This window comes from Enterobacter sp. R4-368 (assembly GCF_000410515.1).
Lineage (GTDB): Bacteria > Pseudomonadota > Gammaproteobacteria > Enterobacterales > Enterobacteriaceae > Kosakonia.
This window is the reverse complement of sequence record NC_021500.1, coordinates 722,087-744,823: the sequence shown is the minus strand read 5'-3', so window position 1 is coordinate 744,823 and position 22,737 is coordinate 722,087. Positions and strand designations below refer to the sequence as shown.

Sequence of the window (22,737 nt, the reverse complement as noted above, 5' to 3'; positions counted from 1 at the left end):
GTTTTGAGGACACAGAAATGAAAAAAAGTCTTAACTGCAGTTACCGGCTGGTATGGAATGACGTTCAGCGGGCGTTTGTGGTGGTTTCAGAACTGACCCGGGCGAAAGGCAAGCGTGCAGGCGGCGCGGTGTTGATCTCGGCGGCGGTGGGTGGCCTGTTCGCAAGCAGCGGGGCGATGGCGTTTACCCCGGACGTCACTGGTTCGACGCAGGATGAGGTGGTGCAGGAGGGGGTTCAGAATGTGCGCCCTGGAGGCTTAACCACAAACCATACCATCAGTACCCGTGGTACGCAGATAGTGGCGGGCGGGCAGACCGTGGATACGCGTGTTCAGGATGGCGGTTCGCAGATTGTGCGGCAGAACGGCCAGACGACCGGTACCGTTGTCACTAACGGGACACAGATTGTTGAAGTGGACGGGACGGCAACGGGCACGCAGCTTAACAGCGGCGGTACGCAGGCGGTCGCTGGCAGGGCTAATAGCACCGTTGTCGGCGCTGGTGGTGTGCAGACTGTGCAGGAAAGCGGGGTGGCAAGCCAGACGATTATCAACACTGGTGGCGTGCAAGCTGTTAACGGCAGTTCCGTCCAGGGCGTCATTAACGCCGGCGGCATCCAGCTCATCAACAGCGGTGGTTTCTCTCAGGATGCGACGGTAAACAGCGGGGGTGTCCAGCACGTTAACGTCGGCGGTTCCGCGGCCGACACCGCCATCTTTGGCGGCGGCAATCAGGTCGTGGCCGGCACGGTATCCGGTGCGCACCTCAACGACGGTGGCGCGCAGCTGGTTCAGCAAACCGGTAAAGCCACCGGCACCATCATTAACAATCGCGGTACGCAGACCGTAGACGGCACTGCTATCTCCGCAGTGGTCAACGGCGGCGGTACCCAACTGGTGCATAGCGGCGCGCTGGCGGCGGGCACCATCGTGAACAGCGGCGGGATTCAGCATATTAATCAGGGCGGGGCAGCCTCTGACGGCGTGGTGTTTGGCGGCGGCACTCAGGTACTGGCGGGAACCGCATCCGGCACCAGCGTCAACGATGGCGGTGCGCAGCTGGTGCAGAAAACCGGCAAATCCACCGGAACCATCATCAACAATCGCGGCACGCAGACCGTAGACGGCCAGGCCATCTCTTCTGTCGTCAATGCTGGCGGGACGCAGCAGGTTAATCGCGGCGGGCTGGCGACGGGCGGCGTGGTGAACACCGGTGGTCTGCAACATATCAGCGAAGGCGGTGCAGCATCCGATGCCATTCTGCTCGGCGGCACCCAACTGGTGGAAGGCACCACCTCCGGCACCATCATTAATAACGGCGGTCTGCAGCAGATCCACGCCAGCGGCATGAGCAGTGATGCGGTGGTTAACGCCGGCGGTAAACAGGATGTGGACGGCGTCTCCTTCTCCGCTGAAGTGAACGACGGCGGCCTGCAGAAAGTCCGCAGCGGCGGTGCCGCCACCAGCGCAGTTATTAACACCGGCGGGATTCAGAATGTACTCTCAGGTGGATCAACCGCCTTCACCACGCTGTTGGGCGGTATTCAGCAACTGGCGGGCGTAGCGGCAGATACCATTATCGGTGCCGGCGGCGTACAGCACGTTCAGGTCGGTGGCAGCGCCAGCGGATCGCTGATCAACGATGGCGGCCTGCAGCGCGTGGATGGCACAGCCAACTCATCGGTTATTTATGAAGGCGGCATCCAGTTGGTGAACAGCGGCGGTCTGGCGGATAACGCGACCGTTAACAGTGGCGGCCTGCAACACATCAATGAAGGTGGTGCAGCGTCCGACACCACGGTGTTTGGCGGCGGTCGGCAAGTTGTTGCCGGTACGGCCTCCGGCACCAGCATCAATGACGGTGCCTACCAGCTTGTTCAGGCAACCGGTAAAGCCACCGACACTATCATCAACAGCGGTGGCACTCAGGCGGTAGACGGCACGGCGATCTCCGCTGTAGTCAACGATAGCGGGGTTCAACTGATCCACTCCGGCGCGCTTGCCGCAGGCTCGCTGGTTAATTCCGGTGGTCTGCAGCATATCAACGAAGGCGGCGCTGCCTCGGATGCGCTGCTGTTTGGCGGTACCCAGATTGTCGAAGGCACCGCATCCGACACCCGCGTGGACTCTGGCGGTGTGCAACAGGTTCACGTTACCGGGAAAACCATCGACAGCAAAATCTATGACGGCGGTTTCCAGGATGTTGACGGCACGGCTAACGGCACGATCGTCTACAACGGCGGTAAACAGCTGATCCGCAGCGGCGGTCATGCGAACGACACCCGCGTCGATAAAGATGGTGTGCAGATTGTGCGTGCCGGCGGCGCGGCGTCAAAAACGACGCTGCTGGGCGGAACGCAGCAGGTCGCGGGTATGGCAGGCGACACGGTTATTGGCGATGGCGGCATTCAGCACGTCCAGGTGGGCGGCATTGCCATGGGCGCGCTGATCAACAGCGGCGGTCTGCAGCGCGTTGACGGCTCGGCGACCTCCGCCGTGGTGAACAACGGTGGCGTGCAACTGGTGAACAGCGGTGGGTTGGCCGCAGGCTCCATCGTCAACAGCGGTGGCCTGCAGCATATCAACCTTGGCGGCGCAGCGTCTGATGGCACTATCTTCGGCGGGGGTAAACAGTTGGTGGCAGGGACCGCGTCCGGCACCAGCGTCAGCGATGGCGGTCAGCAGATCGTGCAGGCCAGCGGTAAAACCTCCGGTACGCAAATCAACAGCGGCGGTGTGCAGAGCGTGGACGGCAGCGCCACCTCATCCGTGGTACGCGATGGCGGCATCCAACTGGTGAATAACGGCGGCCTGGCGGCAGGTACTGCTGTACACAGCGGCGGCCTGCAGCACATCAACCTTGGCGGCGCAGCGTCTGATGGCACTATCTTTGGCGGCGGTAAACAGGTGGTGGCAGGCACGGCGTCCGGTACCAGCCTGAACGATGGCGCTTATCAAATCGTTACGACCACCGGGAAAGCGACCGGCACCCTGATCAACAGCGGCGGCGTGCAGAGCGTTGATGGCAACGCGACCTCGGCAGTGGTGCGCAACGGCGGCATCCAGCTGGTGAATAAAGGTGGTCTGGCGGCAGGCACCACGGTGAACAGCGGCGGTCTGCAGCACATCAATCTCGGCGGCGCGGCGTCTGACGGCACCATCTTCGGCGGCGGCAAGCAGCTGGTGGAAGGTACTGCCTCCGGTGCCAGCGTGAACGATGGCGGTACGCAACTGGTGGCAGGGAGCGGTAAAACCACCGACACCCATATCAACAGCGGTGGTGTGCAGAGCGTAGACGGTACGGCCATCTCGTCCGTGATCAATAACGGCGGTCAGCAAATCGTCAACTACGGCGGCCTCGCTGCCGGTTCGATCGTCAATAACGGTGGGGTGCAACACATTTCCGCTGGCGGCGCGGCTTCTGACGGTACGGTGTTCGGCGGCGGTACGCAACTGGTGGAAGGTTCGGCTTCCGGTACCAGCATCAGCGACGGCGGGGTACAACTGGTGACCAAGAGCGGTCAGGCCAGCGGCACGCTGATTAACAGCGGCGGCGTACAACGCGTACACGGCCAGTCGTTCGACGCGGTGATTAATAACGGCGGTGCGCAGATCGTTGACCCGTATGGCTGGGCACGCCAGAGCGTGATTAACGCCGGCGGGACGCAGATCCTCAGCAACTCTGCTGTGGCGATCTCCACCGTGATGAATGGCGGTGAGCAGCACGTCAATAACGGCGCGAAATCTTTCGCCGCGCGCCTGCTGGGCGGTACGCAGAATATCGGCAGCGGCGGGCAGGCCTTCGAAACTCTCGTTGAAAAGGGTGGCGTGCAGAACGTTAACGCGGGCGGTTACACCTACGGTGGCACCATCTCCACTGGCGGCAGACAACATGTTGCCTCCGGCGGCGTAACCGACTTCACCTTTGTCGATGGTGGCCTGCAGGTGGTTGACGGTACCTCGATTGTCAGCATCGTGAAAAACGGCGGGCGTCAGGTTGTCAACAAAAATGCCAATGCCGAAGTCTCTGTGGTGATTGATGGCGGTATTCAGGAGGTCTTTGGCACCACCACCGGATCGGAGATCACCCGGGCGGAACAACGCATCTATAGCGGGGGTTCAGCCACCTCTACCGTGCTGAGCGATGGTGCGGTTCAGGGGATTTACGACGGCGCGATAGTGACCGATACCCGTAACCGCAACAGCATCCAGAACCTGTACAGCGGTGGGCGTGCAGAAAACAACCTGATGGATGATTTTGCAGTGCAGAACATCGCTGCGGGCGCAACGGCGGTGAACACTTCGATGATCAACTCCAGCCAGCAGAATGTGCGCGGCAGTGCCGTTGATACCGATCTTTCGGCGAATGCCGTGCAGAACGTCTACCGCGGCGGGACGGCGACTCGCACGGCGATCTACGAGCGCGGCATCCAGAATATCTTCAGCGGCGGTTCATCAATACTTGCTGTCATCCAGGCCGGTGGGATCCAGAACGTGCTGAACGGCGGTACCGCCATCAGCACCACCATTAACAATGGCGGTACCCAGAACGTGAATAGTGGCGGGACGGTGATCTCCACCATTATCCGTGAGGGCGGGATCCAGAACGTCAATGATGGCGCGATCGTTATCGACAACAAAGTGGTTGGCGATCAGGTGGTTAATCAGGGCGGCACCGTCGCCTCGTCCACCGTCAGCGAAAACGGTACCCAGAGTGTCACCTTTGGCGGCACGGCGATTGCCACGACCGTCAGCAAAGGTGGCGCCCAGTTCGTGCGCGCCGGTGGCACGGCGGATCTGACGGCGATTGAGCGCGGCGGCGTGCTGGCGCTGGAAGATGGCGCAACGGTCACCAATATCAATCTCAATAGCGGCGCAGCATTGATGGCGGGCACCGGTACCACGCTCAACGGCACCAACGCACTTGGCAGCTTCTCCATTGCCAATAAAGTTGCCGATAGCGTGCTGCTGGAAGGCGGCGGTCTGCTGTCGGTTGCCGCTGACGGCAGTGCCAACAACACCGTGGTAAGCGAGAACGGTACGCTGAGTGTCGCCGAAGGCGGGATGCTGACCGGGATAACCAAAGTCAACGACGGCGCTACGCTTGCCGGCAATGTTAACAACAGCGGCGAACTGCGTATCACCACTGACACCAGTGCCAACACCGTTAACGCGGCCATCAACGGTAGCGGTACGCTGTATAAAGAAGGTGATAACACGCTGACTCTGAGCGGTGCGCTTAATCAGGCGGGCGGTACTTATCTGCAGAGCGGTACGCTGGTGTTCAGCGGGCTGGATGCCGTGACCGACATCATCGCCCAGCGCGGCACCTCGCTGCAGTTGACCAACGGCACTACGCTGACCGGGATGATCGACCCGACAGACCTGACCGTCGATGCCGGTTCAAGCTGGCTGATGACCGCAGACTCCCTGCTCAATAACCTGACGCTGGGCGGCTCGATCGATTACCAGGCACCGACCGGGACGTTCGTTCCGAAAACCCTGACGGTTACAAACCTGGTGGGCAATGGCGGCACCATTACCCTGAACACCCTGTTTAACGGTAATAGCGCAGTGAGCGACAGCCTGGTGCTGGACGGCGGCACCGCCACCGGTAATACGCGGATCGCCATTCGCAGCCAGGGCGGTCTGGGTGCACGTACCACCGGTAACGGCATCCAGGTGGTGAATGCCATCAACGGCGCGACCACGACCGATGATGCTTTCAGTCTCAGCGGCAGCCTGCAGGCGGGGGCGTATAACTACACCCTGCAACAGGGCAGCGCCGACCAGAGCTGGTATCTGACGACTGCTGAAGCCGGTGGCAACGAGAACGGCCCGCAGAACTACCGTTCGGCGACGTATCTCTATAGCTCTGTCTATGCGCAGGCCATGGACTACGACAGTGCGCTGCTCGGTTCGCTGGATGCCCGTCGCTATGCGGCGCGTACCGCCGCCGAAAGCGGTAGCAACATGTGGGCCCGTTTCCAGGCCGGTCAACTGAGCCACGATCACGGCAGCAACGATCTGCGTAACGGCAACACACCGGACAGTAAAGGCGGCTATACCTTCCTGCAGATCGGTAGCGACCTGTGGCAGGGTTCGGCTTCTGCCATGGAATGGACCGTTGGGGTGTACGGTGCGGCGGGGCTTTCTGCCGTCGACGTGCAGCGCAACGACAAGTCGAAAGCCGGTACGGTACGTGATGACGCTTACAGCGGCGGCCTCTACCTTAACGGCGTGCATGAGAGCGGCTGGTGGATGGATGTGGTGGCCCAGGGCACACGTCACAACTTCGATACCAACCCGCGCGATGGCGACGGTCTGAAAACTCACGGCTGGGGCTATGTTGGCTCCTTCGAAACCGGTCTGCCGTTTGAGATCGGCGGCGGCCTGGTGCTGGAACCGCAGGTGCAGTACCAGTATCGCGGCGTGAACCTGAAAGATGGTAATGATGACGTTGCAGACGTGCAGTTCGGCGATGGTCACAGCCAGCAGGTGCGTGCCGGTCTGCGTCTGGGCAACAACGCGACGCTGAAAGAGACTGGCAAACCGGTACCGGTAAGCTGGTGGGTGCGTCCGTCTTTCATCCAGACCTTTGACACGAAGGGTACGCTGAACGTCAGCGCACCGGGCGTAGCAGGCAGCGAGGTTGCGTTCAATCCGGATCAGGACGGCACCGCTGCTGCGCTGGATGTCGGCATTGACGGCCAGATCCGCGATAACGTTACCCTCGGGGTGCGCGCGGGCTACACCCGGAGCATTAATGACGCAGGCACTGGCGGCTACGGCGGTCAAATCACGCTGAAAGTCGGCTTCTGATAGCCAGGCGGTAACACGAAAAGCCGTGCCGTAAGGTGCGGCTTTTTTTTATGCACATTCGGAGAAGGTAGCTTGATCGCTGTCGCTAACGCAGAGTCGGCGTGGCGGTGAATATATGCTGAGATGAAAAAGAGGAATAAAAGCTGAGAATGACTAAGAATGGTGCGTCCGAATGGACTCGAACCATCGACCCCCACCATGTCAAGGTGGTGCTCTAACCAACTGAGCTACGGACGCACTGAAAAGGAATGGTGCGTTCAATTGGACTCGAACCAACGACCCCCACCATGTCAAGGTGGTGCTCTAACCAACTGAGCTATGAACGCAGTGTTGTGGTTGACAACGGGGACGAATATTAGCGGCAGGCCGGAGATGTGGCAAGCGGAAAATGGCAAATTTCTCACGCAATTCACCTGATTGCGGAACAACTGAGCAAAATGTCGTGAAAGTAGCCGCCAGCGGGCGGCTACCAACGTTTTAGCGCGCAGCGCGCTGCAAAATGGTTGCCGAGGGCTGACGTTGCAGGTAACGCATCCGCAGCATCATCATTATCGCCGCCGAGGTCAGGCCAATAATAAAGCCCATCCAGAAACCCGCAGGGCCCATTCTGTCGACCACTAAATCGGTTAACGCCAGCGTGTAACCCACCGGTAAACCCAGCACCCAGTAAGCAATAAAGGTGATAAAAAAGATCGAGCGCGTATCTTTATAACCACGCAGGATACCGCTGCCAATCACCTGAATGGAGTCGGAGATTTGGTAAATCGCCGCCAGCAACATCAAGTGCGATGCCAGCGTCACGACCTGTGGATTATCGTTATAGATCAGCGCGATATGTTCACGCATTAACGCGGTGAAAATCGCCGTTAACGCCGCCATGGAGATGCCGACCAACAACCCCGTGTGGGCTGAGGTTTTCGCATCCAGCGTTGAACCCTGGCCGAGACGAAACCCGACGCGAATGGTCACCGCCGCTGACAGCGAGAGCGGTAAAACAAACATTAGGGAACTGAAATTCAGCGCGATCTGATGTCCGGCGACATCGACAATGCCCAACGGCGAAACGAGCAGCGCTACCACGGCAAACAGCGTTACTTCGAAAAAGAGCGCCAGTGCAATGGGCAGCCCGAGCTGAGTCAGGCGTTTTAACACCGCGACGTCAGGTTTGGCAAAACGTTGCATCGCTTGGATATCACGCATCGCGCGGGCGCGTTTAACGTACAGGCGCATGCAAATAAACATCACCCAATAGACGGACGCGGTCGCCACACCGCAGCCCACGCCGCCGAGTTCGGGCATACCGAAATGGCCGTAAATAAAGATGTAGTTCACCGGGATATTCACCAGCAGGCCGACAAACCCCATCAGCATACCCGGGATCGTGCGGGCGAGGCCTTCGCACTGATTACGCATCACCTGGAAAAAGAGATAGCCTGGCGCCCCCCACATCAACGCACGTAAAAAACGCACGGCTTTATCCGCCAGTTGCGGATCGATGTTGTGCATGGCGTAAATAATATGGCCGGCATTCCACAGCACAATCATGATCAACACCGCGACCAGGCCTGCCAGCCAGAACCCCTGGCCAACCTGATGGGCAATTCTGTCGCGACGTCCGGAACCATTTAACTGGGCAATCACCGGCGTCATCGCCAGCAGCAGACCGTGGCCGAACAGAATGGCGGGAAACCAGATTGAGGTCCCGATTGCCACCGCCGCCATATCCGTGGCGCTGTAGCCACCGGCCATTACCGTATCGACGAAACCCATGGCTGTCTGGGCGACCTGCGCGAAAATAACCGGCACGGCGAGCGCCAGTAACTGACCCGCTTCTCTCATATACTTCTGCACGAGAACACCTTTATCTTGTAGTTATAAGAAGAATGGAACGACTAATCAGGAAGGAGTTTTTCCTTGTGCTAAAAAGGATGCCGCACAGCGATGGGTGCGACATGTGTACAAATATTACCTGCTATGGCGCGCTTTTGCCATGCCAGTCATAAAGCAAAGTTATCTTTTAGCACGCGGCGCTACGCTTATCTTCTCGCCAGAGTGGCGGGAAAAAGGGCGGCAGGGCGATTGAAACTGGCAAGGGTAAATTTCACCTGTTATTGTGCGTAAAGAACACGGTAATGGCCGTATGAATGGAACAGGAGTGGTAAGTATGTTTACGGGTATTGTGCAAGGCACGGCGAAACTGGTGTCAATTGATGATAAACCCAATTTCCGCACTCACGTTGTTGAGTTGCCTGAGACGATGCTGGATGGTATTGAGACCGGCGCTTCCATTGCCAATAATGGTTGCTGTCTGACAGTGACGGCGATTAACGGCCGCCATATCAGCTTCGATCTGATGAAAGAGACGCTGCGTATCACCAACCTCGGCGATCTGAATGTGGGCGACTCGGTAAACGTTGAGCGCGCGGCAAAATTCAGCGATGAAATCGGCGGTCACTTAATGTCGGGTCATATCATGACCACCGCCGAAATAGTCAAAATTCTCACCTCGGAAAATAACCGCCAGATCTGGTTCAAAGTGCAGGATCCTGCGCTGATGAAATACATTCTGTACAAAGGTTTTATCGGCATTGACGGGATCAGCCTGACGGTTGGCGAAGTCACCAGTAGCCGCTTCTGCGTGCATTTAATTCCGGAAACGTTGCAGCGTACGACGCTTGGCGCGAAAAAACTGGGGCATCGCGTGAATATCGAAATTGACCCGCAAACGCAGGCGGTTGTCGATACCGTGGAGCGTGTGCTGGCCTCGAAAGAAGCGGCGATTGTCGCAGCAGCCAGCGAAGAGTAAAAATAAACCCCGGCATGCCGGGGTTTATTTTTTAACGCGCGACGCGCAACCCGTGTTCAATACCCCGGCTGAAAACCACCTGCCAGAGCTGAATGTCCCGCGCACGAAACGCCCCCGCGCAGGCATTGAGATAATAGCTGAACATCCGTTTAAAGCGTTCCGAGTAGTTGTCGGCGATTTCCGGCCAGGAGGCAAGAAAACGCTCATGCCACGCCATTAACGTGCGGTCATAATCCGCGCCGAAATTATGCCAGTCTTCCATCACAAAGTGTGATTCGCTGGCATCCGCAATCTGGCGAACAGAAGGCAAACAACCATTCGGGAAGATGTAGCGGTTGATCCACGGATCCACATTATGATCGGTACGTTTTGAGCCGATGGTATGCAGTAAAAAAATGCCATCGGGTTTCAGGTTACGATCGACAACGCGGAAATAGGTCGCATAGTTTTTTGGCCCGACATGTTCAAACATGCCAACGGAAACAATGCGGTCAAATTGCTCGTCGAGATCGCGATAATCCTGCAAACGGATATCGACATCCAACCCTTCGCAACGCTTCTGCGCCAGCTTTTGCTGCTCTGCGGAGATCGTCACGCCAACCACACTGACGCCGTAATTTTGCGCCATAAACTGCGCCAGACCACCCCATCCACAGCCAATATCCAGCACGCGCATGCCGGGTTTCAACTGCAGCTTTTCACCAATAAGCCGCAATTTTGCCCGTTGTGCATCGTCCAGCGTTTCAGCGTCTTTCCAGTAGGCGCAAGAGTATTGCATCTGCGGGTCCAGCATGCGGGTAAACAGATCATTACCAAGATCGTAATGTTCTTTGCCCACAATCCAGGCCCTTTTTTTACTTTGCAGATTAAATAATCTTGCTCCGGCAATGCGGAGTGTATCTTTGAAATGGTGCGGAAGTTGGTTTTCCAGCCCGGCGCGTAAGACTTTGGTGAAAAATATGTCCAGGCGGGCGCAATCCCACCAGCCGTCCATATAACTTTCGCCGAGTCCGAGCGAGCCTTCCTGTAAAACACGTTTGAAAAAATCAGGATTTTTCACCTGAATATCTGACGCTGCGGGACCGTTGACGCGGATACCTGCGCGACCCAGCAGTTCGTTTGCTATACGGAACCAATTGTCATCCCGTACGCTAACTTCTTCTATACACGATGAACTCATAACTTCTCCATCACTCGCAGTGATCAGAACCTTCAAACAGCGTAGACGCTTTTTCGGGCTTGTGAGAAATCTCACGGTTTTTACCGTGAGGCTGATATCCGACGTAGAACAGAGGAAGGGAGAGGACCCTTGCCGAAAGGCCTTCCATGGGTAAACGGGTACAATCCGGTACCCGTTAATGCATAATATTTATCGTATTTATTAAACAGCCGAAAATGAGTATAGGCTTCAAAATCAGGTGATTCAATAAAAAGCCCGTAGCAAGCTAACCACTGTGTTGTTGATAGTCGCTTGCGCAACTATTAATGCGACGAGGAAGCCACAGCCTTTTTACCTGCTAATTCATCGTGCGTGCGGCGCTGAAGGCGATAACCCAGCGCGACCAGTAGTACCATTGCCAGCATGACACTGGTGGTCGTCAGCAGTGGTGTGGCGATGAGCCATGAGACCACCAGGCTTGCCAGAAAACATAAACCCAGCTGTAGCGTATTCTGTAGGGCGGCTGCGCGGCCGGTTGCCTGCGGGAAAGGACGCAGCGCCTGCGCGACCACGATAGGGTAAATCGCGCCGTTGGCCATTGCCATAAAGCAGAAGGGGATGAGCAGCGCGGCCAGCGACACGTCCGGCATAAAACCGACGGCCCAGGTGGCGAGGACACTTAACGCGAACGCCCCCAGCAGCCATGGCAACAAACGAGAACCCTGCCATTTCTGCAACGCGGCACGGCAACCGTAACCGCCCACCAAAAAGGCGATGGTTTGCGGCACATAACTGAGGCCAATAACCGATGGGCCATAACCCATTTCATGCAGAATAAACGGTGAACCGGTCAGCCAGGCGAAGAAACTGGCTGAGCAGGCGGCATAGATAATCACATTCCCGCGATAATCCCGGGCACGCAGCAGATCCATAAATGTCAGCGGTTGTTCGTGGTGTTCACTTTTCTGCGCGGGTGATTTCAGCCGCCATGCCGGGATCATCAGAATTAGCGTTATCGCCAGTAAAGTGGCGAAAATGGCCTGCCAGCTGAAATGCGCAAGGATCCAGGCGCCCAGCAGCGGTGCCAGTGCCGGCGTCAAACCCACGAGCGGCATAATGGTGGCGAAGATGCGATTGACGCGATGCGCGGGGTAGTTATCCGTCACCAGCGCCTGCCAGCTTACTGTCGCGGCGCAGACGCCGACCGCCTGGAGAAAGCGCAGTACCAGCAGCAGGGTTGCATCACGTACCCATAATGTTCCAAGACAGCCCAGCGCGAAAATCGCCAGCCCGGCCAGCAAAACCGGCTTGCGACCATAGCGATCTGATAGCGGCCCCCATACCAGTTGCGCAATGGCAAAGCCCGCCAGAAACAGGCTTAAAGTCGCGCTAACCACCGCAGACGATGTGTCTAAATCTTGCTGTATCGCGCTGAAGGCGGGGAGGTACATATCAGTGGCTAAAAAGCCGAGCACGCTTAATCCCGCGAGCCAGACTAAAAATCCGTTGCCAGGTTGCATTGGTGTTTCTCTTTAATTGCAGGTAATCAGGGCTGTCGAGTGTAAGGAGTGCATTAGCGCTTGTGAAACGCTAATATTTGCGTAGTGGTTTCAAATTTTTTGCAGGCAGATTATGTGGTCAGAATATTCGCTGGAAGTGGTTGATGCTGTCGCGCGCAATGGCAGTTTTAGCGGTGCGGCGCAGGAGTTACACCGTGTACCTTCTGCGGTGAGCTATACCGTGCGGCAACTTGAAGAGTGGCTGGCTGTTCCGCTGTTTGAACGCCGCCATCGGGATGTTGAGCTTACGCCTGCCGGAGTCTGGTTTTTGAAAGAAGGGCGAGCTGTTATCAAAAAAATGCAGATCACCCGTCAGCAGTGCCAGCAAATTGCCAACGGCTGGCGCGGGCAACTGGCGATCGCCGTCGACAACATCGTAAAACCTGAACGTACCCGGCAATTAATCGTCGATTTCTATCGACATTTCAGTGATGTTGAGTTGCAGGTCTACCAGGAAGTCTTTAACGGTGTCTGGGATGCGCTTGCTGACGGGCGGGTGGAGCTGGCGATCGGCGCAACGCAGGCTATTCCCGTCGGTGGGCGTTATGCGTTTCGCGATATGGGAATGCTGAGCTGGAAATGCGTGGTTTCCAGTCGCCATCCGCTGGCGTCACTGGCAGGCCCGCTTAGCGACGATACCTTGCGCAACTGGCCTTCACTTATCCAGGAAGATACGTCCCGCTCGTTGCCGAAACGTATTACCTGGCTGCTGGATAATCAGAAACGCGTGATTGTTCCTGATTGGGCGTCGTCGGAGGCGTGCTTATCGGCAGGGTTATGCGTGGGAATGGTGCCGGCCCACTTTGCCCGCCCGCGGCTCGACAGCGGTGACTGGGTTGCGCTGACCCTGGAAAATCCCTTCCCGGATGCGGCGTGCTGCCTGACATGGCAACAAAATGAGGCGTCCCCGGCGTTAAACTGGCTGCTGGAATATCTGGGAGATAGCGAAACGCTGAATGACGAGTGGTTACGGGAGCCGAATTAACGGCTCCGTAATAAGCGGTTAGCGGCGGTAGTCGCGGAACGGGCCATCGGCCACGGAACGGCGTTCAACCAGACGCGGATGTACTTCAATAGACTGCGACTCTTCGCGCTTGTTGACGATACGATCAAGCAGCATGGTAAACGCCGTTTCTCCCAGCGAATCTTTCGGCTGGTGAATCGTGGTCAGGGCCGGGGTGAAGAAGCGTGAGTTACGTACGTTGTCATAACCAATCAGGGAAATATCCTGCGGTACGCGTAAACCCATCTCATCGGCAGCGCACAGTGCGCCCATCGCCATAATGTCACCGCCGCAAAAGACTGCGGTAGGGCGATGCGCCTGATTGAGGATTTGCTGCATCGCGCGATAGCCGGATTCCGGCTCGAAATCGCCCTGCACGATCCAGTTTTCCGGCACGCTGATAAGGGCTTCTTCCATCGCTTTCATAAAGCCGGCCAGACGGCCAGCGCCAGTGTTACGCTCCAGCGGGCCGGGGATCACGCCAATATCGCGGTGTCCGCGATCAATAAGGTAGCGCCCGGCCATATAACCGCCTTCAAAGGCGTTATCAATAACGGAATCCGTAAAGTCGGCCTTCGCTTCGCCCCAGTCCATCACTACCATCGGAATATGGCGGTACTCTTCCAGCATGCTCAACAGCGATTCCGGGTATTCGGAACACATTACCAGCAAACCATCAACGCGCTTTTGCGCCATCATCGACAGATAAGCACGCTGTTTTTCGAGGCTATTCCAGGCATTGCCGAGGATCAGGGTATAACCCTTCTGGAAGCACTTTTTCTCTACGGCTTCAATAATTTCAGCAAAGTAGGCCGCTTCACTGCTGGTGGCCAGCAAGCCGATCGATTTAGTGTGATTCACTTTCAGGCTGCGGGCGACGGCGCTGGGGGAATAGTGCAACTCTTTAATCGCCGCCCACACAGCGTTGCGCGTCTCTTCGGCGACGAAACGGGTTTTGTTAATTACATGTGATACGGTTGTAGTGGAAACGTTTGCTCGTTTCGCTACGTCTTTAATCGTTGCCATCAGATATCACTCCAGACCATATCATAAGCTCCTGATAATACTTAAGGTAAACGTTTGCCTTTAATCACCCTGTACCCATCAAAGGGGGTGCGGTACGCCGGGAAAACGACACTGGACGTCAGGAGGGGAGTCAATGGCCGGTACGCTAATAAATTTAGCGTCGAATTTTGTCTGATCTTGAGCAAAAGGGGAAGTATTAAAACGTTTCTCCTGCGAATTCCCGCAAGATTTTTAAGATAATTTGTGCAAAAATGCGTTATCTCACTTTTTGTGGGGAAATTAAAAAGGGGAAAATTGATGAGCACCGATCTGAAGTATTCTTTAATCACTACCGTCATCGTTCTGAGCCTGATTGTTTTCGGCGGTCTGACTGCTGCACTGCATTGATCTATCGCGAGGGAGAGCCTTTTCTCCCTCGGTTTTCTTCCCCGCCATTGTTATCACTTCTGCAATAATCTTTTGTCATTCTGCTAACTTCTGTTTTTTGTGATAGCTGTCATACTTTTGGCTTCAGCGACAGGGTCGCAAGTCGGCATGTCTATTTTGGAGTCACAGATGAAAATTAATTTCCCTTTGCTTGCCCTGGCGATTGGCGCCTTCGGCATTGGTACCACCGAGTTTTCCCCGATGGGATTACTGCCGGTTATTGCCCGCGGCGTCGACGTTTCTATTCCGGCGGCGGGGATGCTGATTAGCGCCTACGCTATCGGCGTAATGGTCGGTGCGCCGTTAATGACATTGCTGCTGTCTCACCGCGGCAGACGCAATGCCCTGATCTTTTTGATGGCGATTTTTACGCTCGGTAACGTGCTGTCGGCGATTGCGCCGGATTACGCCACATTAATGCTGGCGCGGATCGTCACCAGCCTGAACCACGGCGCGTTTTTTGGTCTTGGCTCGGTGGTGGCGGCAAGCGTTGTCGCCAAAGAGAAGCAGGCCAGCGCAGTGGCAACCATGTTTATGGGGCTGACCATTGCTAACATTGGCGGTGTGCCTGCCGCAACCTGGCTGGGTGAAACCATTGGCTGGCGTATGTCCTTCATGGCCACCGCCGGGCTGGGTGTGATTGCCATGGCAAGCCTGTTCTTTTCGCTGCCGAAAGGTGGCACAGGTGAGCGCCCGGACGTACGTAAAGAGCTGTCGGTACTGGTACGCCCACAAGTGTTGTCCGCATTGCTGACCACCGTGCTCGGCGCAGGCGCCATGTTCACGCTGTATACCTACATTGCGCCGGTACTGCACACCATTACCGATGCCACTCCCGTTTTTGTGACGGCGATGCTGGTGTTGATTGGCGTTGGTTTCTCCATTGGTAATTATCTTGGCGGCAAACTGGCGGATCGCTCGGTCACCGGCACGCTGAAAGGTTTTTTGATCCTGCTGATTGCCATCATGCTGGCGATCCCGTTCCTGGCGCGCAGTGAAGTGGGCGCAGCCATCAGCATGGTGGTGTGGGGCGCGGCGACGTTTGCGGTGGTTCCGCCGTTGCAGATGCGTGTCATGCGCGTTGCGCATGAAGCACCGGGCCTTTCATCTTCAGTCAATATCGGTGCCTTTAACCTCGGTAACGCGCTGGGCGCGGCAGCCGGTGGGGCAGTGATTTCCGCTGGGCTGGGTTATGATTTCGTCCCGGTTATGGGGGCAATTATTGCCGGGCTGGGCCTGCTGGTGGTGCTGTTCTCTGGTCACTCTCAGCCAGAACGTGCCTGTGCCGCAGCAGAATAAATAGCACAAATGCAAAAAAGGAGGGGCTAGCCCCTCCTTTGTTTTATGCCGCGTTTATGCCGCTAAATTTTTGGCCACGAATGACCAGTTTACCAGCGCCCAGAAATGTTCGAGGTAGTTCGGACGCGCATTACGGTAATCGATGTAATACGCATGTTCCCAGACATCGACGGTTAACAGCGGGGTTGCATCGCTTGTCAGCGGAGTGCCCGCATTAGACGTTGAAACAATGGCTAATGTGCCATCCGCTTTTTTCACCAGCCACGTCCAGCCAGCACCGAAGTTTTTAACCGCAGCATCGGTGAATTGCGCTTTGAATTCGGCAAAGCTGCCGAATGATTTGGCGATAGCTGCCGCCAGCTCACCGGTCGGTTCACCGCCAGCATTCGGGGCCAGGCAGTTCCAGTAGAAAGTATGATTCCAGACCTGGGCTGCATTATTGAACACGCCGCCTTCGCTGCTTTTCACAATCTCTTCCAGCGATTTACCTTCAAAAGCGCTGCCTTTGATCAGGTTGTTGAGGTTGGTGACATACGTCTGATGGTGTTTACCATAGTGGTATTCCAGCGTTTCGGCTGAGATATGCGGCGCCAGGGCGTCTTTTGCATACGGTAATGCAGGTAATTCAAACGACATTGCTATTCTCCTTTCATTATTTTAATAACACCCAATAGCCCTACTGGATGTGCGGATTAGGGTAGCAAATCGAAAGGCCAGACAAAAGAGGGAGTTACCTGCCGCAGGCGCGGCAGGTGAGGGGTCAGCGAATGGTTTTCGGCGTCACGACGCGACGCGCGCCAACATAATGGCGCTGCCAGTAATCTTCACTCAGCGAGGTAACCTGAATGTCCTGGCCGCTACGCGGAGACTGAATGAATTTACCATTACCGACGTACACGCCCACGTGATCGGCGGTACCACGGCCCTGGGTACGGAAGAACACCAGATCGCCGCTCTCCAGTTCCGCCACATTCACCGGCGATGCATCGCGCAGGTGATACATTTCATTGGCGGTACGCGGAATACGGAATTTCACCAGATCCTTATATGCGTAATAGACCAGACCGCTGCAATCGAAACCGGTGCTTGGTGAGGTGCCGCCCCAGTGATAAGGCTTGCCAATCTGATTCATCAGCTTGGACATGGCGGTTTTTTGTGCTTTTTGAATGCGAACTTTATGCACATCGGCGATGGCGTTAGTGCTTTTAACCTTCACACAATGCGGCTTGTGGCCTTTGCGCGGCGTACATTTCTCAGTCCAGGTGACGGCGGTGGTTTTTAACGGGCTGGATGTATTACGACGCGAGGTGATTTTGCTGGCTTTTTTGCTGGTAGTAACTTTTTTGTTTGCCGGAGCTTTTTTACTCTCCGTTGTTTTTTTGCTGGTGGTTTTTTCTGCCGGACTGCGACTGTTTTTCTTTGGTGTCTTTTGTGATGTATTTTTTTTCTTACGTTCGGATGCTTTCGCCAGATGCGATTTTTGCACGGCCGACGCTCGCGCCTGTTCAGAGGCACTCGCTAATGGCGTGAAAGAAATCGTGGTGAACAACAAAGCACAGAGCGTGATTGAAGCTTTTGGTATCCGCGCCACTGAGCAATCCCCTGTTAGGGCAAGCATTTAATATGCCTGCAAATGGTTTTTTAAAACTCGTCGATTCTAATCCATAAAAACCCCAAAAGTTAATACTGTTTTTGCATCTATAGCTTCGTTTCGTTAACAAGCGCAAAAAAAAGCAGCAAAACGTTTCTATGTGCTCAAGAGTTAGGCAGCAAGCGGGATGGCGAGTTGAGTTAAGTCATATTCTTAAGGCAACTTTTGCCGACAGACGATAAAATCATGAACGGTGAACAAAATGTTATTTTCCGATGCCCCTATGAACCGTTACAATGGCGAACATCTGCCGTAGAAGAAGTTGAAGGAAGCATGACAATGAGCACAACACTTGAAAAAATCCAGCGCCAGATCGCTGAAAACCCGATTCTGCTGTATATGAAAGGCTCTCCGAAGCTGCCAAGCTGCGGTTTCTCCGCCCAGGCGGTACAAGCGCTCTCTGCATGCGGTGAACGTTTTGCCTATGTAGACATTCTGCAAAACCCGGATATTCGCGCAGAACTGCCGAAATACGCTAACTGGCCGACCTTCCCGCAGCTGTGGGTTGAAGGTGAACTGGTTGGCGGCTGCGATATCGTGATTGAAATGTATCAACGCGGCGAATTGCAGACGCTTATCAAAGAAGCGGCGGCAAAACATAAAGACGAGCCGAGCGCAGAGTAATTTCTGCCAATAAAAAAGCGACCTGACGGTCGCTTTTTTTATGCCTGATTTTCGTCCGCGATAGGCAACGGCCAGCCGCCAAGGCGCTTCCAGCGATTGACGATTTCGCAAAATAGCAGGGCGGTTTGCTCTGTATCGTATAGCGCGGAGTGCGCCTGCGAGGCGTCAAACGCGATGCCCGCCGCGCCACACGCTTTTGACAGCACCGTCTGCCCGAGTGCCAGCCCGCTTAAAGACGCGGTATCGAAAGTGACAAACGGGTGGAACGGGTTGCGTTTCAGTGAAGCGCGTTCCGCAGCGGCCATCATAAAACTGTGATCGAACGTCGCGTTGTGCGCCACCATAATTGCGCGGTTACAACCCTGATCTTTAATGCCTTTGCGCACCATTTTAAAAATGGCATGCAGGGCGTCATGCTCACTCACCGCGCCACGCAGCGGATTGCCCGGATCAATGCCGTTAAAGGCCAGCGCTTCGGGTTGCAGGTTCGCGCCTTCGAAAGGCTCAACGTGGAAATGCAGCGTGCTGTCGGGCATGAGCCAGCCTTGTTCATCCATTTTCAGCGTAATGGCGGCGACCTCCAGCAGCGCGTCGGTTTTGGCGTTAAACCCGGCGGTTTCAACATCAATTACCACAGGGTAAAAACCGCGAAAACGGTCGCACAGACCAGTCAGTTGAGCGTTATCGGACATCAGGATCTCTTGATACGGGAAAATGGCAGCGCATTATGGCAAATTTTACGAAGGGATGTAAAACAGCGGGCGCAAAGCGCGCCCGGAGGGGATTAGTTACCCAGGCCTTTACCGGCGTCTTTCTCTTCGATCAGCTCGATTTTGTAACCGTCCGGATCTTCAACGAAGGCGATAACCGTGGTTCCACCTTTAACCGGACCCGCTTCACGCGTCACATTACCGCCGTTGTTGCGGATAGCTTCGCAAGCTTGCGCCGCGTTTTCCACGCTCAGCGCGATATGACCGTAAGCATTACCCAGATCGTAGCTTTCCACGCCCCAGTTGTAGGTCAGTTCAATCACCGCTTCTTCGCTTTCCGGGCCGTAGCCAACGAAAGCCAGCGAATATTTATATTCCGGGTTTTCACTGGTACGCAGCAGCTTCATGCCCAGCACGTTAGTATAAAATTCGATGGAGCGTTGCAGGTTGCCGACGCGCAGCATGGTGTGAAGTAAGCGCATAATATCCTCTTGTATGAATGTGTTAACGTTCCGAATAGAAACACAGTTTTAGTATAGCGGCGCAGACCCGCCGCTATCAATGAACAATCAGAGGATCACAGAGAAGGGTAGTCGGTGTAACCTTCCGCGCCGCCGCCATAGAAGCTTTCCGGGCGCTGTGGGTTCAGTTCCGCTTTCAGTTGCAGACGTTTTACCAGGTCCGGGTTGGCGATATAGGCGCGACCAAAGGCTACCGCGTCAATCAAACCTTTCTCGATCAACTGTTCCGCTTTTTCCGGGGTATAGGCACCTGCACCAATGATCGGGCCGTGGAAACGTGCGCGCACTTTTTCACGGAACGCGTCGGTGTACGGTTCACCGCCGGCCCAGTCCGGCTCTGACATATGCAGGTAAGCAATACCGCGCTTGCCCAGTTCCTCGATCAGATATAACGCATCGGCTTCTTCGTTCGGGCCGTTATCCATGTTCTGGAAAGAACCGATCGGAGACACGCGAATACCAATGCGCTCTGCGTCCCACTCTTTGCTTACCGCGTCGACCACTTCCAGCACCAGGCGCGCGCGATTTTCCACGCTGCCGCCGTACTGGTCGGTACGCTGGTTCGCCGACGGTGAAAGGAACTGGTGCAACAGGTAACCATGGGCCGAGTGCAGTTCAACCAGATCAAACCCGGCGTCGCGCGCATTGGCAACGGCCTGGCGGAAATCATTAACGATACCCGGGATCTCATCGGTTTCCAGCGCGCGCGGCGTGGAGGTGTCTTCACGCGTGGCGTTGCCGTTGGCATCACGCAGAGAGGTACGCGTTCCCGCGTTGATGGCTGACGGTGCGACCGGCGCGGCACCACCCGGTTGCAGACTGCTGTGCGAGATACGACCGGTGTGCCACAGCTGTACGGCGATACGGCCGTTTTCGCTATGCACGGCATCGGTGATTTTCTGCCATGCCGCAATTTGTTCTGCGCTGTGCAGACCCGGTGCGCCGGCATAGCCTTTCGCCTGCGCGGAGATTTGCGTGGCTTCGCTGATAATCAGGCCGGAGCTGGCGCGCTGACGATAATATTCCGCCATTAACGGCGTAGGAATATCACCCGGCTCGATGCTGCGCAGTCGCGTCAACGGTGCCATAAAAACGCGGTTTGGAACGGTAATAGCGCCCACTTTCAGCGGCGTAAATAATTTACTGGACATAACAACTCCTGAATAGACCGGTCGACTAGTAAAAAGTGAAATAAAAATGCCTGCTCTCAGACAGGCGTTGCAATGATGCTGTTTGCATGCGCCAGCGCGCTTTCCAGCGGCAGGGCGCTTCGCGAAATTTTGGCCTGCAAATTGGCACCTAACCACAGGGAGTACAACACTTGCGCCTGCGTTAGTGGTTCGCCCTGAAACGTTAAGCTGCGATCGTTACGCCCTTTTTCCAGCGTATCCGCGAGCAGGGCGATAACGCCGCTCGCGCCTTTGTCCATTGCTGAACGCATGTCTTCCGACAGATCGCACACTTCCGCCGACAGTTTCACCGTCAGGCAACCGCTAATAATTCCCTGTTGGCTAAACTGCCGGAGCGTCTCCTGATAATACGCCAGCAGCTTGTCACGGTAGTTTCCCGGCCCGCTGGCGAAATGGGCCGCCAGCCGCTGGTGATACGCGGCATAGTGACGCTCAAGCAACGCCACGCCGAACGCCTCTTTAGAGCGAAAATAGTGGTAGAAAGAGCCTTTTGGCACTTCCGCTGTTTTCAGTAATTCGCTCAGGCCCATACCGGTAAACCCGCGATGCATGCAAAGCTGCTCGCCGGTCGCCAGTAAATGTTCGCGCGTGTCATGTTCGGTATTTCTGCTCATCGCGCCACTCTACTAGACCGATCGGTCTGTTGCAAGTGGCGAACAATGCGTTTTTCGCCTTGCGCGTTGTCGACAGGCAGTCTTCAATAAAGGGAACTGCCTGTATTACCGGAGACGACTGTGCCAGAACAACTGGAGTTTTTCCCCGTCCAGAGCCCGTGCCGCGGTATTTGCCAGTCGGATGAGCGCGGTTTTTGTCGTGGCTGCATGCGTAGCCGCGATGAGCGTTTTAACTGGCAAAAAATGACCGATGCGCAAAAGCAGGAGGTGCTGCGTTTGTGCCGCCAGCGCCTGCAGCGCAAAATGCGCGCAAACAAAGCGTCCTCTGCGGAAGAACCTCAGCAACCTTCACTGTTTTAGTCGCCAAAATGCGTATACTCGAAGGCAAATTACCTTCGAGGAAATCATTATGGTTCAACGTATTGCCCTCGCGCCGCAAGGCCCGGAGTTCTCCCGTTTTGTGATGGGCTACTGGCGTTTAATGGACTGGAACATGTCCCCGCAGCAGCTGGTTAGCTTCATTGAGTCTCATCTTGATCTCGGTGTGACTACCGTTGATCACGCGGATATTTACGGCGGTTATCTGTGTGAGGCCGCATTTGGCGAAGCGCTCAAGCTCGCTCCGCGTCTGCGTGCCCGCATGGAGATTGTCAGCAAATGTGGCATCGCCACCACCGCGAAACCGGAACATGCGCTGGGTCATTACATTACTGAACGCGACCACATTATTCGCAGTGCCGAACAGTCGCTGGTGAATCTTGCCACCGATCACCTTGATTTGTTACTGATCCACCGTCCCGATCCGTTGATGGACGCCGATGAGGTGGCGGAAGCATTTCTGCATTTGCATCAGAGCGGAAAAGTGCGCCACTTTGGCGTTTCTAACTTCACACCCGCTCAGTTCTCTCTGTTGCAGTCACGCCTGCCATTTACGCTGGCGACCAACCAGGTCGAGATCTCGCCGGTTCACCAGCCGCTACTGCTGGATGGTACGCTGGATCAACTGCAGCAGCTGCGCATCCGCCCGATGGCATGGTCATGTCTCGGCGGCGGGCGTCTGTTTAACGATGCTGCGTTCCAGCCGCTACGTGATGAACTGGCGCGCGTTGCGCAGGAACTGAATGCCGAAACCATCGAACAGGTGGTCTATGCCTGGGTGATGCGTCTGCCGTCTGCGCCGCTGCCCATTATTGGCTCGGGTAAAATTGAGCGCGTGCGTTCGGCGCTGGGGGCACTGAACCTTCAGATGACGCGCCAACAGTGGTTCCGTATTCGCAAAGCGGCGCTTGGTTACGACGTGCCATAACGCGGGCAGATGACCTCCCGGT

At 55.9% G+C, this 22,737-nt stretch carries 18 protein-coding genes and 2 tRNA genes; 8 read left to right on the top strand and 12 right to left on the bottom strand.

What is annotated here, in order from left to right:
- The first annotated feature begins 17 nt into the window (after positions 1-17).
- On the top strand, positions 18-6,821 hold the full coding sequence (locus H650_RS03360; RefSeq protein WP_016496306.1) for an AIDA repeat-containing protein: 6,804 nt from the start codon (positions 18-20) through the stop codon (positions 6,819-6,821).
- A gap of 160 nt (positions 6,822-6,981) precedes the next feature.
- Here the strand turns inward: H650_RS03360 and H650_RS03355 are convergent.
- The 3 genes from H650_RS03355 to mdtK form a co-directional block, all read right to left on the bottom strand.
- Positions 6,982-7,058, bottom strand: a tRNA-Val gene (locus tag H650_RS03355).
- Between the two features lie 12 nt (positions 7,059-7,070).
- Positions 7,071-7,147: transfer RNA gene (locus tag H650_RS03350), tRNA-Val, on the bottom strand.
- 151 nt (positions 7,148-7,298) lie between these two features.
- Positions 7,299-8,672, bottom strand: coding sequence for an MdtK family multidrug efflux MATE transporter (gene mdtK / locus H650_RS03345; RefSeq protein ID WP_044489373.1), 1,374 nt, complete (start codon positions 8,670-8,672; stop codon positions 7,299-7,301).
- Positions 8,673-8,985: 313 nt separating this feature from the next.
- On the opposite strand from mdtK, the gene H650_RS03340 reads away from it, so the two are divergent.
- On the top strand, positions 8,986-9,627 hold the full coding sequence (locus H650_RS03340; RefSeq protein ID WP_016496304.1) for a riboflavin synthase: 642 nt from the start codon (positions 8,986-8,988) through the stop codon (positions 9,625-9,627).
- 31 nt (positions 9,628-9,658) lie between these two features.
- Here the strand turns inward: H650_RS03340 and cfa are convergent, their stop codons facing one another.
- On the bottom strand, positions 9,659-10,807 hold the full coding sequence (cfa, locus tag H650_RS03335; protein WP_016496303.1) for a cyclopropane fatty acyl phospholipid synthase: 1,149 nt from the start codon (positions 10,805-10,807) through the stop codon (positions 9,659-9,661).
- Between the two features lie 302 nt (positions 10,808-11,109).
- Entirely contained in the window at positions 11,110-12,306 is a 1,197-nt protein-coding gene (gene punC, locus H650_RS03330) for a purine nucleoside transporter PunC (RefSeq protein WP_016496302.1), read from the bottom strand.
- A gap of 112 nt (positions 12,307-12,418) precedes the next feature.
- Between punC and punR the strand changes: the two genes are divergently transcribed.
- Positions 12,419-13,330, top strand: coding sequence for a DNA-binding transcriptional activator PunR (gene punR, locus H650_RS03325; RefSeq protein ID WP_016496301.1), 912 nt, complete (start codon positions 12,419-12,421; stop codon positions 13,328-13,330).
- An 18-nt stretch (positions 13,331-13,348) separates the two neighbouring features.
- On the opposite strand, the gene purR is transcribed toward punR, so the two are convergent.
- The gene (purR, locus tag H650_RS03320) at positions 13,349-14,374 is read right to left on the bottom strand and encodes an HTH-type transcriptional repressor PurR (protein WP_016496300.1); all 1,026 of its coding nucleotides are present in this window, start codon (positions 14,372-14,374) and stop codon (positions 13,349-13,351) included.
- A 297-nt stretch (positions 14,375-14,671) separates the two neighbouring features.
- Here purR and cydH point away from each other — a divergent pair, with 297 nt between their 5' ends.
- Both cydH and H650_RS03315 read left to right on the top strand, forming a co-directional pair.
- Complete coding sequence (gene cydH / locus H650_RS25130; RefSeq protein WP_016496299.1) at positions 14,672-14,761, top strand: cytochrome bd-I oxidase subunit CydH; 90 nt, start codon at positions 14,672-14,674, stop codon at positions 14,759-14,761.
- A 168-nt stretch (positions 14,762-14,929) separates the two neighbouring features.
- Positions 14,930-16,099, top strand: a complete 1,170-nt coding sequence (locus H650_RS03315) for an MFS transporter (RefSeq protein ID WP_044489666.1) — start codon at positions 14,930-14,932, stop codon at positions 16,097-16,099.
- Positions 16,100-16,153: 54 nt separating this feature from the next.
- Here H650_RS03315 and sodB read toward each other — a convergent pair whose 3' ends face one another.
- Positions 16,154-16,735, bottom strand: coding sequence for a superoxide dismutase [Fe] (gene sodB, locus H650_RS03310; protein ID WP_016496297.1), 582 nt, complete (start codon positions 16,733-16,735; stop codon positions 16,154-16,156).
- Positions 16,736-16,859: 124 nt separating this feature from the next.
- Positions 16,860-17,690 (bottom strand): C40 family peptidase, encoded by an 831-nt coding sequence (locus tag H650_RS03305; protein ID WP_044489372.1) that lies wholly within the window; start codon positions 17,688-17,690, stop codon positions 16,860-16,862.
- Between the two features lie 339 nt (positions 17,691-18,029).
- Between H650_RS03305 and H650_RS03300 the strand changes: the two genes are divergently transcribed.
- Positions 18,030-18,374 (top strand): Grx4 family monothiol glutaredoxin, encoded by a 345-nt coding sequence (locus H650_RS03300; RefSeq protein ID WP_016496295.1) that lies wholly within the window; start codon positions 18,030-18,032, stop codon positions 18,372-18,374.
- 38 nt (positions 18,375-18,412) lie between these two features.
- Here H650_RS03300 and rnt read toward each other — a convergent pair whose 3' ends face one another.
- From rnt to H650_RS03280, 4 genes are all read right to left on the bottom strand, one after another.
- A complete protein-coding gene (gene rnt / locus H650_RS03295; protein ID WP_016496294.1) occupies positions 18,413-19,066 on the bottom strand; it encodes a ribonuclease T in 654 nt (217 codons plus the stop codon).
- A 92-nt stretch (positions 19,067-19,158) separates the two neighbouring features.
- The gene (gene gloA / locus H650_RS03290) at positions 19,159-19,566 is read right to left on the bottom strand and encodes a lactoylglutathione lyase (protein ID WP_016496293.1); all 408 of its coding nucleotides are present in this window, start codon (positions 19,564-19,566) and stop codon (positions 19,159-19,161) included.
- A gap of 95 nt (positions 19,567-19,661) precedes the next feature.
- On the bottom strand, positions 19,662-20,756 hold the full coding sequence (locus H650_RS03285; protein WP_016496292.1) for an alkene reductase: 1,095 nt from the start codon (positions 20,754-20,756) through the stop codon (positions 19,662-19,664).
- Between the two features lie 56 nt (positions 20,757-20,812).
- Positions 20,813-21,409: a TetR/AcrR family transcriptional regulator gene (locus H650_RS03280; protein WP_016496291.1), complete on the bottom strand. Its 597-nt coding sequence runs from the start codon at positions 21,407-21,409 to the stop codon at positions 20,813-20,815.
- A gap of 120 nt (positions 21,410-21,529) precedes the next feature.
- Between H650_RS03280 and H650_RS03275 the strand changes: the two genes are divergently transcribed.
- Both H650_RS03275 and H650_RS03270 read left to right on the top strand, forming a co-directional pair.
- Positions 21,530-21,769, top strand: coding sequence for a DUF1289 domain-containing protein (locus H650_RS03275; RefSeq protein ID WP_016496290.1), 240 nt, complete (start codon positions 21,530-21,532; stop codon positions 21,767-21,769).
- A 49-nt stretch (positions 21,770-21,818) separates the two neighbouring features.
- Positions 21,819-22,715: an aldo/keto reductase gene (locus tag H650_RS03270; protein WP_016496289.1), complete on the top strand. Its 897-nt coding sequence runs from the start codon at positions 21,819-21,821 to the stop codon at positions 22,713-22,715.
- Positions 22,716-22,737 lie beyond the last annotated feature (22 nt).

Coding starts and splice junctions, on each gene's coding strand:
- H650_RS03270 (WP_016496289.1), top strand. CDS start 21,819: ATGGTTCAACGTATTGCCCTCGCGCCGCAAGGCCCGGAGTTCTCCCGT.
- H650_RS03300 (WP_016496295.1), top strand. CDS start 18,030: ATGAGCACAACACTTGAAAAAATCCAGCGCCAGATCGCTGAAAACCCG.
- punC (WP_016496302.1), bottom strand. CDS start 12,306: ATGCAACCTGGCAACGGATTTTTAGTCTGGCTCGCGGGATTAAGCGTG.
- H650_RS03340 (WP_016496304.1), top strand. CDS start 8,986: ATGTTTACGGGTATTGTGCAAGGCACGGCGAAACTGGTGTCAATTGAT.
- H650_RS03315 (WP_044489666.1), top strand. CDS start 14,930: ATGAAAATTAATTTCCCTTTGCTTGCCCTGGCGATTGGCGCCTTCGGC.
- cydH (WP_016496299.1), top strand. CDS start 14,672: ATGAGCACCGATCTGAAGTATTCTTTAATCACTACCGTCATCGTTCTG.
- cfa (WP_016496303.1), bottom strand. CDS start 10,807: ATGAGTTCATCGTGTATAGAAGAAGTTAGCGTACGGGATGACAATTGG.
- H650_RS03285 (WP_016496292.1), bottom strand. CDS start 20,756: ATGTCCAGTAAATTATTTACGCCGCTGAAAGTGGGCGCTATTACCGTT.
- purR (WP_016496300.1), bottom strand. CDS start 14,374: ATGGCAACGATTAAAGACGTAGCGAAACGAGCAAACGTTTCCACTACA.
- H650_RS03360 (WP_016496306.1), top strand. CDS start 18: ATGAAAAAAAGTCTTAACTGCAGTTACCGGCTGGTATGGAATGACGTT.
- rnt (WP_016496294.1), bottom strand. CDS start 19,066: ATGTCCGATAACGCTCAACTGACTGGTCTGTGCGACCGTTTTCGCGGT.
- sodB (WP_016496297.1), bottom strand. CDS start 16,735: ATGTCGTTTGAATTACCTGCATTACCGTATGCAAAAGACGCCCTGGCG.
- punR (WP_016496301.1), top strand. CDS start 12,419: ATGTGGTCAGAATATTCGCTGGAAGTGGTTGATGCTGTCGCGCGCAAT.
- H650_RS03280 (WP_016496291.1), bottom strand. CDS start 21,409: ATGAGCAGAAATACCGAACATGACACGCGCGAACATTTACTGGCGACC.
- gloA (WP_016496293.1), bottom strand. CDS start 19,566: ATGCGCTTACTTCACACCATGCTGCGCGTCGGCAACCTGCAACGCTCC.